General features: G+C 38.3%; 14 protein-coding genes. 6 read left to right on the top strand and 8 right to left on the bottom strand.

Annotated elements, in window-relative coordinates; all coding sequences use genetic code 11:
- Positions 1-20: 20 nt before the first annotated feature.
- The 3 genes from B7E06_RS13895 to B7E06_RS13905 form a co-directional block, all read right to left on the bottom strand.
- On the bottom strand, positions 21-1,466 hold the full coding sequence (locus B7E06_RS13895; protein ID WP_082234565.1) for a sodium:solute symporter family protein: 1,446 nt from the start codon (positions 1,464-1,466) through the stop codon (positions 21-23).
- Positions 1,466-3,091: an amidohydrolase gene (locus B7E06_RS13900; protein ID WP_179134059.1), complete on the bottom strand. Its 1,626-nt coding sequence runs from the start codon at positions 3,089-3,091 to the stop codon at positions 1,466-1,468. The genes B7E06_RS13895 and B7E06_RS13900 overlap by 1 nt, the downstream gene beginning before the upstream one ends.
- 347 nt (positions 3,092-3,438) lie before the next feature.
- A complete protein-coding gene (locus tag B7E06_RS13905; RefSeq protein ID WP_082234567.1) occupies positions 3,439-3,660 on the bottom strand; it encodes a hypothetical protein in 222 nt (73 codons plus the stop codon).
- Between the two features lie 710 nt (positions 3,661-4,370).
- Here B7E06_RS13905 and B7E06_RS13910 point away from each other — a divergent pair.
- On the top strand, positions 4,371-4,829 hold the full coding sequence (locus B7E06_RS13910) for a hypothetical protein (RefSeq protein WP_245807740.1): 459 nt from the start codon (positions 4,371-4,373) through the stop codon (positions 4,827-4,829).
- 658 nt (positions 4,830-5,487) lie between these two features.
- On the opposite strand, the gene B7E06_RS13915 is transcribed toward B7E06_RS13910, so the two are convergent.
- The 4 genes from B7E06_RS13915 to B7E06_RS22420 form a co-directional block, all read right to left on the bottom strand.
- Positions 5,488-5,700, bottom strand: coding sequence for a cation transporter (locus tag B7E06_RS13915; RefSeq protein ID WP_082234569.1), 213 nt, complete (start codon positions 5,698-5,700; stop codon positions 5,488-5,490).
- A 14-nt stretch (positions 5,701-5,714) separates the two neighbouring features.
- Positions 5,715-6,197: a helical membrane plugin domain-containing protein gene (locus B7E06_RS13920; protein ID WP_082234570.1), complete on the bottom strand. Its 483-nt coding sequence runs from the start codon at positions 6,195-6,197 to the stop codon at positions 5,715-5,717.
- Positions 6,172-9,159, bottom strand: coding sequence for a formate dehydrogenase subunit alpha (gene fdhF / locus B7E06_RS13925; protein WP_082236016.1), 2,988 nt, complete (start codon positions 9,157-9,159; stop codon positions 6,172-6,174). Before fdhF ends, B7E06_RS13920 begins: the two co-directional genes overlap by 26 nt.
- Before the next feature lie 513 nt (positions 9,160-9,672).
- Positions 9,673-9,975, bottom strand: coding sequence for a CBO0543 family protein (locus B7E06_RS22420; RefSeq protein WP_425432197.1), 303 nt, complete (start codon positions 9,973-9,975; stop codon positions 9,673-9,675).
- A gap of 670 nt (positions 9,976-10,645) precedes the next feature.
- On the opposite strand from B7E06_RS22420, the gene B7E06_RS13930 reads away from it, so the two are divergent.
- The 5 genes from B7E06_RS13930 to B7E06_RS13950 are packed head-to-tail and all read left to right on the top strand — an operon-like array spanning position 10,646 to position 12,961.
- A complete protein-coding gene (locus B7E06_RS13930) occupies positions 10,646-10,891 on the top strand; it encodes a spore gernimation protein GerQ (RefSeq protein ID WP_082234571.1) in 246 nt (81 codons plus the stop codon).
- Between the two features lie 16 nt (positions 10,892-10,907).
- Positions 10,908-11,276, top strand: a complete 369-nt coding sequence (locus B7E06_RS13935; RefSeq protein ID WP_082234572.1) for a spore coat protein — start codon at positions 10,908-10,910, stop codon at positions 11,274-11,276.
- Between the two features lie 18 nt (positions 11,277-11,294).
- Entirely contained in the window at positions 11,295-12,431 is a 1,137-nt protein-coding gene (locus B7E06_RS13940) for a zinc-dependent alcohol dehydrogenase (protein ID WP_082234573.1), read from the top strand.
- Between the two features lie 17 nt (positions 12,432-12,448).
- Positions 12,449-12,643 carry a hypothetical protein gene (locus tag B7E06_RS13945; protein ID WP_082234574.1) on the top strand — a complete coding sequence of 65 codons (195 nt, stop codon included), beginning with the start codon at positions 12,449-12,451 and terminating at the stop codon, positions 12,641-12,643.
- An 18-nt stretch (positions 12,644-12,661) separates the two neighbouring features.
- Positions 12,662-12,961: a spore coat protein gene (locus B7E06_RS13950; protein ID WP_082234575.1), complete on the top strand. Its 300-nt coding sequence runs from the start codon at positions 12,662-12,664 to the stop codon at positions 12,959-12,961.
- A 217-nt stretch (positions 12,962-13,178) separates the two neighbouring features.
- Here the strand turns inward: B7E06_RS13950 and B7E06_RS13955 are convergent, their stop codons facing one another.
- A complete protein-coding gene (locus B7E06_RS13955; protein ID WP_082234576.1) occupies positions 13,179-14,276 on the bottom strand; it encodes an L-dopachrome tautomerase-related protein in 1,098 nt (365 codons plus the stop codon).
- Positions 14,277-15,027 lie beyond the last annotated feature (751 nt).

Raw genomic sequence — 15,027 nt, forward strand, 5'->3', positions numbered from 1 at the left:
GGAAACCGCTTCTTTTACATTCAACCGGATTTCTTCAGCTCATCATACATCGCATTTTCCCTTTCACGCTTAGACAATAAAGTAACGGTCAGTAGAACTACAATGGAAACAGGCAGCCCTAGGAAAACAGGATGGAGACCAAATGGATGGCCGGCAATCTGCCAGAATACAGCTACAATAAGTCCTGTCCACATAGCTGCAAGTCCTGCTGTTTTAGTTGTCCTTCTCCAGAATAATCCGAACATCACAGGTGCCAGCAATCCAGATACGAGCATAGCTGTTCCAGTGATCCATAAAGTAACAAGCTGCGGGATATAGAGAGCCAGCAGCAAAGCTATGATCGAAACACCGATTACTGATCTCCTGCTGTATGTTAACATTTTCTTATCATCAAAGCTTTTCATTCTAGGCTTTACTACATCATTTACAACGGATGAGGAAGCGGCAAGGAAAAATGAATCGGCACAGGAAATGACAGTGGCTAATAAAGCAATAAGCATTATAATCACTAAAGGAAAAGGTAAAACAAGACCAATGATTTCATAATAAATCAATGCAGGGTCAATGCCCGTCATATTTAAACCATAACGAGCTAATACTCCTATTAGAACGGTGGCTGCTGCGGTTAAAAACCCTAAGACAATCGCCGCCCAGAAACCGGTTATGGCTGTTTTTATGTTTTTAGCAGCCCAAAACCGCTGCCATAAATCCTGTCTTACAAACTGGTAGGCTCCGATCGTCAGCATGTACACCCAAAATTCAGAAGGACTGATATTAAAAATACTTAACATATTCCCAGCTTCTGCTCCTCTGGCACGTTCAGCAAAAGCTCCCCAGTCACCAACCATAAGCAGGATTACAATTAATAAAAAGAATACCCCAGCTGTTTGAATCGTTCCATGTATGGCATCCTGGACCATAACGGATTTAAGACCCCCGTAATAGGTCTTCAACGTTAAAAGTACCCAGCTTATTATAATTCCTATCGTCATATCTAATCCTATGGTCAGTTTCAAGATCGTAGCGATTGCGACAAACTGCATACCGGTAATAGCACAGTAAGCGCAGAGTATGCTGATGACAGTAGGGATCCTTGCACCTTCTCCAAAGCGAAGCGCCGTGAAGTCACCTAAAGTAACCATATTGTATTTTTCGCCAAGCAGTCTAATCCGCTTTAATAAAAAGGCAGCAATAACAATGGAGGTTAAGGTAAAACCGATCGCCAGCCACTGCTGCCCCATGCCGGCGTTATAACCATTTGTCATATAACCGAGCAATATGGATCCTCCAATAGCTGTACCTACAAATGTTAAGATGAGAGGCATCAGTTTAGTAGAACGGCCGGCTACATTATAATCTTCATATGTTTTAATATTTCTATTAATAAAGAGAGAAAGCCCAAATAAGAATACAAAATAAATAGCAATAATAGATATAAGAATAACCTCTTGCTGGCTGCTAAACATTAAATCACCCTTTCCGATGGTTGAGTACTATAAATTAACTTTCCGTCCGCATATACGGCTTTTGTTCGAATCGATAATAATTCTTCTGGTTCTATCTCTAATGGATTTTCATAAATTACGATAAGATCGGCTTTAGCTCCTTTTTTTAAAACACCAAGTTGTTCTTCTTCAAAGGAACTGTAGGCAGCATCTGTTGTGTAGGACTTTAAAGCTTCCCATACGCTGATTCGTTCTTCTTCATCGACCACTTGTCCACTCGATGTTTTCCTCGTGACAAGACTGTAAATCCCTCTCCACGGATTTGCATCACATACTGGTAAATCAGAGTTAGCTGGAGCCGTTATGCCGAGCTGTTTCATCGATTGATGAGGAAAGGCCCCTTTCATCCTTTTCTTTCCTAATTTGTCTATATAGTTGTCTCCGATGTCGTACAGAAAACCTAAAGAGGATCCAGCGATTAAACCCAAATTCTTCATCATCTTCAAGTGTTCCCTTGAAGGAAAAATACAGTGCTCTACTCTGTTGCGCATATCGTTTATCTTCTCCGTACGACTGATCTCTTCAAATGAATGAAGGGCAGTTTCAATCGCTCGATCACCAATAGCGTGGACTGCAATACGAAGCCCGGACTTGATGCCTTTTTTCATAAGAGGCATAATTTCTTCGACTGTGTTATAAAGAATTCCTGTTTCCTCTGTTCCTATGTAAGGAGTCGAAAATGCAGCCGTTTTTCCTCCAACACTTCCATCGAGCATAAACTTTAAGCCTTGAATTTTTAACTTATCATTTCCAAAACCGCTTCTTATCCCGACTTTTAATACTTCCTCCAATGAACCTGTAAACCCATTTTGATCTACAGCCCATAACCAAGGTCTGATTCTTACACTCAATTCGTTTTCATTTAGTAACCATTGATAAAGCTGTAAGTCATCAGTTTGTGTCGACATATCATGGACAGTCGTAATCCCCCACGAAGCAAACTTCTTCTGAGCCCGTCTCATACCTTCCGCCATTTCCTGAAGACTATATTTTGGTGCGGCAATTAACCCTTGAGCTTTTTCCTGTAATAATCCTGTTAATCTTCCTTCTGAATCTCGTTCGATATGTCCGCCTTGAGGATTTGGTGTTTCTTCCGTTACTCCGCTTAATTCCAGTGCCCTGGTATTAGCAACAGCCATGTGGGCACATGTCCTTTTTAAAACTACAGGATGGTTGGGGGCTGCTTCATCTAAGTCCCAGCGGGTAGGGTTACGTTTTTCTTTTAATTTGCTGTCATCCCATCCCCATCCAATAATCCACTGATCTTCTTCCGTTTGGTCAGCACTTTCTCTCACTTTACTTAAGATTTCCTTTAAAGAAGACGCTGCTTCTGGCTTACAGTCTATTTCTAACAAAGTCTGCGCGTAGATCGCGGGGTGTATATGGCTTTCTATAAACCCAGGCATTAAAGTACTCCCCTCTAAATCAATAACCTCTGTATCAGCCCCTTGATAAAAAAGGGCTTCTTGTTCATTGCCTACATAGATGATCTCTCCCTGTTTCACGGCAGCTGCATTAGCTAAAGGAGAACCATCATCCATTGTAAGCAAGTTTCCATTGTAAAAAATCATATCCGCCCAGTTCATGTCTATAACCTCCTGGAAATTAAATAGATACATTTGAAGTAAGCAGGAAAAAGGGTATGGTTGTAAAGTCAAATGGAAATAACCAGTTCTATAAGATCCCTCCTTTTTTATATAAAAAAACCAGCCTGATACGCAGCAGAAATAAGAGTATAATTCGTTATACTTTTCTTCATGCGCATCGGCTGGTCTTATTTCTAATGCCATGCCCTGCTTCAACTGAGCAGAGTCAATTAGAATATACAGCTATTCTGCAAAAATTATTAAATTTTCTTAATTTTATCAATATTTTGTCTGATAATCAAACTTCGATTTAATTGAAAGAAAAAGCATCCAGCGTAGGATGCTTTTCATGGCATATAGGTTTTTGCGCTGCTGCTGACCCTGCCTGACTTCTTCTCACTGGCTTCAACTGAAACGACGTCATCCTTTGAAAAAGCGACTCCGCCTTCATTAAATTTACCGCTTCCCTCATATAATTCTTCAATGATTGAATCAACACTTTCTCTCTCAAGATTCAGCTTTACGACATGACCATTTGCCAGGGACACACTTACTGTTAATTCTTTCACAAAAAACACCTCCTTCGACTACTTTCAACAGGTAGATTTATTTTCCTTCCACTTAAATCATTACCCTATAAATCAGGTAGTTAATTAAGTCCATTAACCTAGATACTGCTTGGACCTTCTACGATGTGATTGAGACTTCAGGCCTCCAATGTTAAGAAGCGTACAGTCTCTTGTTCTTCCACAAGAAGACATGCACACCGTATACCCTTCAGGAAGTGTCCTAAAGAAAAAAGCACCTCAAAGCGGGAAGCTTAGTTTTCTCTAGATTTCTATCGGCTTTTTGCCGTCTAATGATCACCATTATGGAAATACAAGTGGTGGTTTCCTTCCTCAGAATTATAATTTTGAAAGAAGTCTTACAATTGGTCAACTTTCGTTCACTAGGTTACAATTTAGGCTATTGATTTTACCGTAATCACTAAGTCAAAAATAATAAAATTTTATCCCATTTTTGACTCAAAAGTTTTCTTGATCTTATTACGATAAAACTCCTTAACTAGAATTCTCACACCCAAGACATTCTACAGATTATCCATACATTTTTCTCTTTCATACTTTTCTCTTAGCATATTTTTTTAGTATATGTCGAGAGAATAGATCTTTGTATAGATGCCCCTTACTAAATATAGTTATTAATGTTTAATTTATCCAATTTAAGTTTTTATGTGTTACAAAACGGGGATTTTATCTATGAAAACCATTAAGGAGGAATGAAATTGTCCATCGAACTAAAAGAAAGGTTAAATTCTTCTAGTCAGGAAAATTTGCGTCAGGCTGCTGTCTTGGAATTCACGGAAGAAATCTTTGAGTCAGACAACTTTTGCTCTTTAGAGATACTGACTCCAGACGAACAGCAACTGTATATCGTGAACCGAAACGACCGGACATTGACGATTTTGGCAATTTCAAAAGATATGGCTGTTACTAAGGAAACTCTATTTACTCAAAGAATCATTTCCCTGAAAGAATGGTTTGTGGATTACAGCATGTCAGACAATACACCTCCTAGAAAATTAGAAATTGTGCTCATGGGCGGAAGGAAGTTACTGATTGAGCCAGGTCTATCGAGTTCTCAAGAGGGAAATTATAAAAAACCTGAATTCTGTGACCAGGTGAATCAAGACTTCGAAAACCTTATTGCCGCTCTAAAGAATACGGTCATATTATAAGTTAAGCGCCTTTTAAGCGGAAATGTTATTGTAAGCACGTCTTTCCTTGGAGATCCGAGGAAAGGCGTGCTTTTTTATTGTTTAGAATGCAATAGATGAAAAAAATGAGGATTGGAAAATTACGGGCCAAAAGAATTTAAATATTTCAGCAACAATCGATAAAAATTAAAGAAATGACGAGGCCTCTCCTTGGATGAGAAACCGCGCGATTCCGGCACTTTGTATGGATGATTCCGATTGGGCTCAAACCAACGACCTCCACCCTGTCAAATGAATGTCTAAGTAAGAACGTTTCCGAAAACCTTTTAATGAATACTGTGATAGCAGTTTTTATGAGAAGTCGATAGGAAAAAACCGGCTCACTTATTATGAATATTAAAGAGTTTGGTCCACAAATGGTCCACTTCCGTCCACTAACTAAAAAGATTATAAGCTACAGCTTACTAGGCAGTTGGAGTCAAAATGATACTCACCAATATAATATTTAAAAAGTCTGTTGAGAGTTTAAAATGAAGAATGCCTGGTTCAAGATATTCAAGAAGAGAATAAGGACCAGGCATTTTTATTATGATTTAATAAATTGAATTTCATAATTTCCTAAAAAAAATAGGAAACCCTTGCAGCCCAAGGATTTCTAATGAATTGGAACATTATAAATTTATTCTTGTATAGGTTCATATCCACACGCCCGAATGGCTTGTGTAAAGTCGACCAAAGACCCGGCTTCTTCATTATAAGAAATGGTCAATTTATTCAAATCGTCACTTACACCAGCTTTTCGTATCCCCCATACTTCGTTGACGGCTCCCTTTACTTTCTCCGCATCCGATGCATCTGTCATCCCTTCAATATGGAATGTGACTTCCTTCAATTCATCACCTTCTCCTAATCGTTTTTCAACCCATGGCCCATGCCTTTCAAGAAATGCACCATTGCCGTGAGGGATCGATTGACTTCAGGGTCTCTCATCGATTTGACAAGCCCCCACATTCCTAACTTCTCGTCCTCTGGAAGATTTTCTGTCATTCCTTTAAGACCTTCGCTTGCTCCGTTCAATATGCGATCAAGTTGTTTAGGATCGACCTTTGTAATAAAGTTGAAGGCACCGATTCCACTTTTCACTAAATCATGGACAGTAGGTTTATCAAGCTCTTCCATTGCTAAAATTCCAAGCTCATGCCGTGTTTTCAACATTCCTTTTGCAATATCAAGGAGTCCAAATTTTCTAAGCTCTTCAATGATTTCTACCATCAAGAGAATAGATTCTTTGTTTTGGGCTAATTGATTAAGAATAAGATTTAAGTCTTCCTGCTGCTTTTTTTCAGGAGTTACAAAAGTTTTATCAATTTGCTTGATCGCTTTCGCCATGTTCTACTCCCTTTCTCTTGATGAATTCAGGTATGGAGGTAAAATCTTTGCGTGCCCATTTACGTTCCACCCCCACACCTTTTTGTGGTTGAGGATTACCAAAACGGTGATTGACGTCAGGAATTGGGGATGGCCCACTTGGCTCGATCACTTCCATCTTGACATTCATTTCTTTGTAATTAGGGGTGTGGGTGACTTTGTCATGATAACTACTCGTCAATAGATTGACAGCACTTTTTTCGACCATCGTATGCATAGGAAAATACAATTCATTTCCCTTGACCTGGTCTGTAACCCATACCCTTACTTCTGCTTCACCATAAGGCGACTTTAGCCGAACAAGGGCACCTGTTTTAATGCCTCGTTTCCTTCCCAGCTCCTCTGATACCTCGAGCCATGGCTCAGGAACTTTATGAGTAATTCCATCTGAACGATAGGTCATATTACCTTCATGGAAATGTTCCAATATACGTCCATTGTTCAGATGGAGATCGTATTCCTCACCAGGCTCAAATGGCGGAGTCCATTCCACTGGGAATAATCGTGCCTTTCCATCTTCGAAACCGAATTTTTCCTCGAAAAGCAAGGGAGTGTCTGTCCCGTCTTTATCAACAGGCCACAACTGACTGTTCCAACCATCGAGACGTTCATAACTGACACCAGAAAAGATCGGAGCTAGTTTCGCGGCTTCTGCCATGATTTCTCCAGGATGTTCGTAGTTCCAATCTGCACCTAGTGTATTTGCGAATTCCTGAAAAATCTGCCAGTCTGGTTTGCTTTCCCCAAGGGGTTCAAATACTTTGTGAAAACGTTGAATTCTTCTTTCCGTATTTGTAAAGGTACCATCCTTCTCTAGACTTGGAGCTGCAGGTAAAACGACATCAGCGAACTGGGCAGTCTTCGAGAAAAAGATATCCTGGACCACAAAGAAATCTAGTTTTTCAAAAGCTTTGTTAACATAATTTAGATTGGAATCCACTATTCCCATTTCTTCACCGAAAAGATACATAGCTTTCACTTTCCCATCATGAATCGCCTCGACTACCTCATGGTTGTTGTAACCAGGCTCCTTTGGTAAAGTAGTTCCCCAGGCTTTTTCATATTTAGCACGGATTCGATCATCCTCAATGGATTCATAACCAGGGAACCATTCGGGCATGGTACCGAAATCACTGGCTCCTTGAACATTATTATGGCCGCGCAGAGGATATGCGCCTGTTCCGGGTTTTCCATAATTCCCTGTTACAAGGAGTAAGTTCGATATAGCTGTACTCGTATCAGTACCGCCTATATGTTGAGTTACACCCATAGCCCAAAGAGCACACATGCTTTTTGCTTCATGAATGATTGTTGCTACTTTTATTAAGAGCTCTTTGCTCAGACCTGTTTTTTCTTCGGCATACTCCAATGTATAAAGTTCCAAGGAGTCCACGAATCCTTGGAAATGATTGACCCGTTGGTCGATAAATGCTTTGTCATGCCAGTCTTGGTCAATGATATATTTTGCAATAGCATTCAACCATACTAAGTCAGTCCCAGGTTTCGGACTTATGAATAAATCTGCACGTTTAGCCAGTTCGTTTTCCCGCAAATCAAAGACGATTAATTTTTGATTAAAAAGCTTATTCGCCCGTTTTACTCTTGTTGCTAAAACAGGGTGGGACTCTGCAGGGTTAGCTCCGACTACTAACACCAGATCTGAACTTTCGATATCCCCGATCGTTCCAGAATCCCCTCCTATGCCAACTGTCCGCATTAATCCCGTTGAAGCAGGGGTTTGGCAATAGCGCGAACAATTGTCTATATTGTTCGTGCCAAAAACACTACGCGCCAACTTTTGAAATAAAAAGTTCTCCTCATTCGAACATTTCGATGATGAGATAAATCCAATAGCATCGTTTCCATTCGTCTCTTTAATGTCTGTCATTTTAGAAGCCATCAATGAGAGAGCCTCTTCCCAGGACGCCTCGACGAATTTATCACCTTTACGAATCAAAGGGGTAGTCAACCTTTCTTCACTATTAACAAAATCCCAGCCGAATTTACCTTTTACACATGTAGAGATTCCATTGGCAGGAGCAGCAGGATCAGGCTGGATTTTTAATATTTCCCGATCCTTTGTCCATACTTCAAAACTGCAGCCAACTCCGCAATAAGTGCATACGGTCTTCGTCCTATCTATACGATCCTTGCGCATGGTTGCTTCAATATTTGAAATCGTTAATATTTCCCGATACCCCGGTTCAACTTCTTTTGTCAAATTGATCATAGGTTCGAGCACATCATTCGGAATGCCTGTCATGTAACCAGCTTTTCCAAGCATTGATTTTTCCATCAAGGCATTACATGGACATACAGAAACACAATGCCCACAAGAAACACAAGATGACTGATCGATTGGCACATCGTCATCCCATATCACTCGAGGCTGCTTCCGTTCCCAATCAATGGTCAAAACTTCACTGACTTGAAGATCTTGGCAAGCTTCTACACATAGTCCGCAAAGAATACACTGATCAGGTTCATATCGATAGAAAGGATGAGAATGATCTGCAGGATAAGGTTTCTCTCTAAACACGTAATCCTGGTGCTCGATCTCTAAATATTCAGCCGCATTATGAACTTCACAGTTACCATTATTGTTATCACACACCGTACAGTAGAGTTCATGATTTTCAAGAATACGTGACATCGCCTCGTGTTGGGATTGTTGAACTTTTTCCGAATGGGTTTTTACAATCATCCCATCCTCCACTATAGTTGCACACGCCCTTTTCAATTCACCATCAATTTCTATAAAACATGTATCACACGTTTGGATGACACCAATACCCAGGTCGGGTTGGGTTGAACAAATGCCAGGAACATAGACACCGTATTTTCTAACCGCTTCAAACACTGTCTGTGCAGGGTTAACCATATATTCCTTTTCATTAATGTTTATCGTCAATTTCTTATCTATGGGCAAAACACGACACCGCCTTAAAAAATGTTAGCTTATGTTTTGTCTTTATTGGTGGATTTATACAAATTAAAAATGTATGCGGTTCAGCTTCTAGCTTACTTTTTTTGTACTAATCTTCATGGAATGTATTTATTACAACGACGTTTAAAAGAAGAGCTTCAGCAATTGCCCCATTCCTAGAATTATATAATTCTCAATCTAAGAAATATAAAACGGATACAATATTAAGCGAGACGTCTCTAAGAGGAAATACTGATTGCGCAATAATAAAATTCTGAAAAAGTTGGTTTCGTTCTGATTCTGTTAAAGCTCCCTTTACTTGAAAGTTACAGGGGATTATTGCAAATTACAGTGATAAACGCTGTATTAATTTGAGAGCTATTTTTCGTAAGAATCTAATTGCTAAACAAATTTGTTGCTATATGAAAAACCATACAAATAAAAAGCACCCCAACTACGGAAGAAGGATATAATCGATTAAAATAACTTTTATGAAACCTTTATGAATAATTAGGTATTGTGTTTACGAAACTTGTATGTTTTGACTAACTTATAGAACAAATAAGTAACGTAATAAGGTATCAGATATGAAATAAAAGTAAAAAAGATATTCCACCCATTACCATATATGACCCTTCCATACAGGAGGAGCAATAGCTCCAAAAATGTTGTTCCAAATGAAAAAAGAAGAATCCAATACCATGTTTTTTTATACTCCTTAATAAAAAATATCATATAACTTGAAAAAACTGGATATAAACCTAAAATAAACGGAAGTGTTGAAAGAGATTTTATATCAAATACCGGCAACAATACCCAAAATCAAAACTCATTTCCTAAGATATTTATAGTAAAAGATAGAAGTACAACAAAAGGTGTGATAATTTGTACAATGTTTCTTTCTCGCTTATATAACCAAATACAAAATAGCCAAGGCATAATAAAACCACTTATTAGATTTACAACTATTTTAATCACCCTTATATATGATGTACTTATAATTGATGGTCAATAGTATGGCCCAAACAGAGTCGAGCCAGACCTTAGTGTGTCTTTAACTTTGGCGCCCGTAATATATGATTAATTTAGTTCCATTATCCATCAGGTTTTCTTTTTTTGTTCTACATCATAAATGTCTTCATCATCCAATAATTTTCCCACATATCATAAGTCTCTTCCCAATCTCTTTGTTTTTCGTGCCAATTCATCCGTATTTTACATTTTACAGTCGTATTTATTCGTTAAATTCATTTAGAATTAAATAAACACCTTCAATTATTCAGTATGCCATTCAGCTAAATTATCGAATCATATCTGTGGCAATATTCATCTAGAATTTAACTAATTGGTTCAAGGAATTGATTTAAAACAGGTTTACAATTAAAGTCAGCACCTATGGTTTTCTGCTTTGGATGTGTAATGAATGATTTTTCTTAAGTTTGGAACAATACCCTTTGATTAAATCAATAAGGAGGGGACCAAAATGGATATTCGAAAATTAGCGGATCACGAGTCCTTGGATCTACATGAAGTTATTAATTTTAAGACCCTGTGTTTAGCAAAATCAAAACTTATGCAAGGAGTGGTTTTTGATCAGGAATTGAGAGCATTAATGCAAAAGGATGTTGAACAATCTATTCAAGCGCTTGGAGAATTACAGGCAATCTATAACCGAGCACCTTTTGAAGCTCCTATTCCTCAAAGCCGACCAACACCAATAATAAATTGAAAGGAAGTAAAATTCATTGAATAATGACTATTTAGACCCTATAAACTCATTACATGTACCTGAGCTAGCTGACACCACATTTGCCATGGATTTCCTCCTACGTGCCAAAGAAGGTGTGCGAAATACCGCTGTTGCATTAACCGAATCTGCATCCCCTGAAGTTAGAGAACTGTTACGAAACCAGTTAATGCAAGGTATTGCCATGCACCAAGAAATTACAGAACTTATGATTGACAAAAAATGGTTCCATCCAAATGAACTAAGTGAACAGTATAAACTAGATCAACTTTCTGCCAATAACACATTGATGATGGGTAAAATGAATCTATTTCCTGTTAATAACAATAGAAAAGGTATGTTTGATCGGACACCTGATGAACACTAACACTGGAGGCTGTATAGCATGAAGGCAGTAACGTATCAAGGTATTAAAAATGTTGTAGTCAAAGAAGTTCCAGATCCAAAGATTGAAAAACCAGATGACATGATTATTAAAGTAACGAGTACAGCTATATGTGGATCAGATTTACATTTAATTCATGGCATGATTCCTAACCTGCAAGAAAACTATGTTATTGGCCATGAACCAATGGGGATCGTCGAAGAAGTTGGTCCAGATGTAACTACGCTAAAAAAAGGAGATCGAGTCATTATTCCTTTTAATATAGCCTGCGGTGAATGCTCTTACTGTAAGAACCATTTGGAAAGCCAATGTGATAATTCTAATGATAATGGTGATATGGGTGCCTATTTCGGATATTCGGGTACGACGGGTGGCTATCCAGGTGGGCAAGCTGAATATTTAAGAGTACCGTTTGCCAACTTTACTCATTTCAAAATTCCTGAGACTTGTGAAGAACCGGATGAAAAATTAACCGTTATTGCTGATGCGATGACTACTGGTTTTTGGAGTGTTGACAATGCAGGCGTAAAGGATGGAGATACAGTTATTGTTTTGGGGTGTGGTCCGGTTGGTCTTTTTGCTCAGAAATTCTGTTGGCTAAAAGGAGCAAAACGTGTGATTGCCGTAGATTATGTAAACTATCGATTGCAACACGCCAAACGTACCAACAAAGTTGAAATTGTAAATTTCGAACACTTTGAAAATGTTGGAATGCATTTGAAAGAGATGACGAAGGGCGGAGCGGACGTTGTCATTGATGCAGTTGGTATGGACGGTAAAATGACTGATCTAGAGTTCCTCGCGAGTGGAATGAAGCTACAAGGCGGAGCATTCGGTGCGTTTATCATGGCTTCTCAAGCAGTGCGTAAAGGCGGGACAATCCAAGTTACAGGCGTTTACGGTGGCAAATATAATGGATTCCCAATGGGAGATATTATGAACCGTAACGTTAATATTCGCTCTGGACAAGCACCTGTAATTCACTATATGCCATATATGTTTGAATTAGTTTCGACCGGAAAAATTGATCCAGGAGACGTTGTTAGTCATGTACTTCCACTTAGTGAAGCAAAGCGTGGCTATGAGATTTTTGATACAAAAATGGATGATTGTATTAAAGTCGTGTTGAAACCTTGAGGAAGGAGGTAAAAAAAATGAACTACGCCTTACATGAAGTTCTTGAGGTCCATGAAATGGCTGCATTTAAGACCAATTGTTTGACTAAATCCAAAACGATGAAAGGGTTAGTTACAGATCAGCAATTAAAAGATATTATGCAGCAAGACATTGATGCATCTACGAAACAATTACAAGAATACGCTTCTATCCTTTCCAACGCTCAGCAGTAAAATAGGAGATGAATGAACATGAAACCAATCATTGAAAAATTAACAGGCATGAATGCCCTATCGGATCAAGTGGTTGCAATGGATTTATTGATTGCAGCTAAAAGTGGAGCTAGAAACTATGCCATGGCCGTTACGGAAGCAGGAACGCCGGAAATTAAAGAAATGCTCACTCGCCATTTAATAGAAGCTCTTGATATGCATGAACAAATTTCTGCTTATATGGAAGAAAAAGGATGGTGCCATGCTTGGGATACAAACGAACAAATTAATTTAGATTTAAATAATATCAATACAGCATTGAACTTACCCACTCAATAAAAATAATAGTTAACCAACCAAAACTGTTTCTCATAAACCATTTATATTTAAAAGAGGGAAATGTACAATTTCCCTCTTTTTTGCATTTGCCATTTTCTTTTACAATTATGAATTCAATGATTTCTTTTAGCATAAGAACTAAATTAAGCAAATTACAACCTATTGGTAAAAGGCTTACCCGTTCATATTTTACAAAAAATTGAACCAATTAATTTTATTATGAAAAGGTAGGAGCAGGAAATTCATCAATTTTCATACGAAGTAAACTATAAGGTTTTTGTCGCAGGTCTTTTCCATAATGAAATCTTGCCTGCCGATGTAATTGGTTCACAATAACATACAAATATTGGTCCGGACCAATTGAAAAAGTATCCGGCCACAAAATTCTCGGGTCATGTGCAATTGTTTCCATTATGCCATTCGGCAATATCTTACGGATACTGTTATTTTCATAATCTCCAGCATAAACGGTTCCTTTTGCATCTGTTATCATTCCATCAGAAGCCCCTTTTTCTCCCCAATACTCCACCTGATATAGTAAATCCATGTCCGATATCGTTCTGTCTCTTAGGGCTTCTGTTGAAATCGAGAACAGATGACGACTGGTAAGTGGGCAGAAAAATAAATTTTCTCCATCGGGAGAAATCGCTACACCATCAGATGCCAATCTAAAAGGAGATGTTGAGCCATCTTTGTTTCGGTTCATCAAAATTTCACCTTCTACTTTCGGTAAAATATAAGGATCGGGAGAAGTTGAATTTGCTCCATTTAATCGTCTAAATGCGATTCCATTTTCTAAATCTACAACGATAATAGCTCCTGGTCCTTTGGAAGATGAATCGGTTATATATGCATAACCCGCATTTCCAACACGAAAATCAAATCGGACATCATTCAGGTAAGTAGTGGGGAGGACAACATCTTCTGTGAAGGTATATACTCTTCTAATTGTATTGGTTTTTAAATCAACAGCGACTAATTTTGCCCCACCTTTTATGGGTTCAGAAAAATTGGGTGCCGCTGTATCTAATACCCAAAGTGTTCCCCTGCCATCGGTAACTACACTTTGGACACTGATGAAAGACATTGTGATATTCCCTGGGTCAATCAAATTGGTTTCGTAACTAGGATAAGGTCGCAATTGATCCCCAACAATTTCGGCAACCGTAAATTTTACATCGTCGCCCCATTTTGGAAAGCAAATGAAAATACGACCGTTTTCTGACACACTAACACCTGTAGGCATTGCCCCATTAAATGCATAAATCAGTTCTAACTTACCGAAATATTTCTCCATAGGTAACATTGGTTCCATAATATCCACCTCACCAATTTCGTACTGGATATCACTATATATGATTAGAATTTTTTCTAGTGCCTGGTTCTTACGGTGTATTCATACTAAACGAGAAAAATGGAATAAAACAACCATGATAGTGAATCGAAGGAACGAACGTATCAAGCACATTACCATTTTTATTTGACTGTTTTTACTAAAACGTCAGGAGAATGTATTTTATCACTAACCTCCTCTAGGGAATTAATAAGTAAGCTAGCCCCGTCGATTAATATCTGGAAAGGCAATACCGTTAGCTTTGGTTAATATTAGTTTGTCATAAACCACCAACATACAACTGAAAATCGTTAATAATAAGACTCTTTGAAAAATATATTACTAAACTACTCTTAGCATAATAAGTGATAGCCAATGTACAGTTATTGCCCCCGATTGCTTAATAAGAGGATTGAGGTGCCGCCCATACCCTTTTTGACAAGAATAGCTATCAATAGAAAATGAAATCCCTTATATACTAGACTTACCAGCTAACCAAGATACTTTTTTGATAAATAATACATGGATGGACATGAGTATTCTTCAGTTAAAATCCAGTAATTGAATTAAGCTGATTGTAAAGAACTTAAAAGGACTCCAATCATCGCTAATCCCGCAATAGTCCCGATTAAAACGGTTGGCACTCAGAAGTTCTATGAACTTATGAGCGTCCTCTTCCATATTCCGTTCATACCTCTGCTTGCGGACCAAAAAACCCTGAACTTTTTATGGG

The organism is Halobacillus massiliensis (assembly GCF_900166625.1).
In the GTDB taxonomy this organism is placed as follows: Bacteria; Bacillota; Bacilli; order Bacillales; family Halobacillaceae; genus Halobacillus_A; species Halobacillus_A massiliensis.